This window comes from Sphaerospermopsis kisseleviana CS-549, assembly GCF_028329225.1.
Taxonomy (GTDB): Bacteria; Cyanobacteriota; Cyanobacteriia; order Cyanobacteriales; family Nostocaceae; genus Sphaerospermopsis; species Sphaerospermopsis kisseleviana.
The window spans coordinates 1-1,486 of sequence record NZ_JAQMTI010000289.1 but is presented as its reverse complement, the minus strand read 5'-3'; the positions used below and the strand labels follow the sequence as shown (position 1 = coordinate 1,486).

At 41.7% G+C, this 1,486-nt stretch carries 2 protein-coding genes; both read right to left on the bottom strand.

The annotated features are described in order from the left end of the window. Positions 1 to 169: 169 nt before the first annotated feature. Entirely contained in the window at positions 170 to 514 is a 345-nt protein-coding gene (locus PN497_RS22825; RefSeq protein ID WP_096567566.1) for a zinc ribbon domain-containing protein, read from the bottom strand. Between the two features lie 659 nt (positions 515 to 1,173). Further along, the coding region (locus PN497_RS22820; RefSeq protein WP_272110895.1) for a hypothetical protein at positions 1,174 to 1,486 on the bottom strand (313 nt) is incomplete at its 5' end.

Sequence of the window (1,486 nt, the reverse complement as noted above, 5' to 3'; positions counted from 1 at the left end):
TTGAGTTGGGTTTTGAATCCTAGTAGCATACAGTGATTTTACTGTAATTCTGTCACAAAGCAAAAGATGACAGGAAATTTTCAGTAAATGTGAGTATTTGTTAGTATTGGTTAAGAAAACAGTAACTAGCTACTAACCCTGACTTGTGCGTATGTCCTAACTATATTACTTAGGTTGTCAGAGAAATTAACAAACAGACAAATAATATAGCTATGAGCAGCACTAGACCCTGATTTCGTTGAAGCCAGCTTTTATTAGTCTGCCTTTCCAGTTCTAACTGACTCTCTTGCCAATTTTGGTAAAGAGTACAATCTTGAGCATAAGGGCGTTTGGGAAAATTACAGCTATCATCCTGATGATAAACACAGGTTTCACAAAGATAGTCATTGCCAACAGCACGATGCAAAGGAATACCCGGATGTCCAAAAGCTTTTAGAGTTATTCGGCAATGAGGACAAGTGATAGCCTGACTATCAATAAGTTGATGACAACGAGGACAAGATAAAGTAGCCAAAACCTGACAGTAAATAGAAATAGGTTAAACATTTTGATTTTAGCCAATTCGATTCACAAGCAGCGACCCAAACAGCAAATATGGCTGAGTGTTGCACCAAGTAGGCTGTTACTATATATTCCCCCATCTTGTGGGATGGGCATCCTGCCCGTTCCTGACAGCGCACTACTATAAATTTTTCTGCAACTTATAAGAAAATCGAGTGAGCCAAAACCACGCCTGATAAAGTATCGGAACTTGGTGGAAATACTTGATCGTACTTGAGGCGGTGGATGTAGGCGAACAGATTGCCCATGCGTGGGGCAGTCATGATATATTGTTTTTCAACAGGCATGGTAATCAACCTGTATAAAAACCTAACTGCCTAACGGCAATCTGTACCTTGACAATTGAAGATTGGTGGGTTCTATTCCATAGTTCTAGTTCCTACCCAGGAATAGGTAAAATCTATCCTTCGGGAAGCCGCTTCGCGTCTACATGGGGGCTAAACTTGTGTTAAGCGTACTTGTACCGAGCCTGTCCTGAGCGGTGTCGAAGGGCGGTGTCGAAAGGCGCAGTCGAAGTAGTCGAAGTAGTCGAAGTAGTCGAAGTAGTCGAAACACGACACAGAATTTAAACTCAAACAAATTGGGAATCATCCAACTAGGGAAGGGCATTCCCTAAGTAACGCTTGAGGAGAGAACCACCTCGCTTGTTAGAAACTGCAAGGGATCTAGTCTAAGTGGACTCGTTGAATCAAGAATCTGCGCTCCTTTAGGACGCAGAGTGTCAAACATTGGCAGTCCCATAGAAACTAACCACTTCTGGAGACTGCAATTAATCTGATTTGCAAAACCCTGTTCCAGTAAAGCTTTCAACCCATTTACCAAAAAGTCTAAAAAATTTTTGAAAAAGTAGTTGACATTCCCAGAGAGGTCAGCTATATTAAATGAGGTGAGGCAAACGAAGCCCACCACTGAACCGAGACAAAAT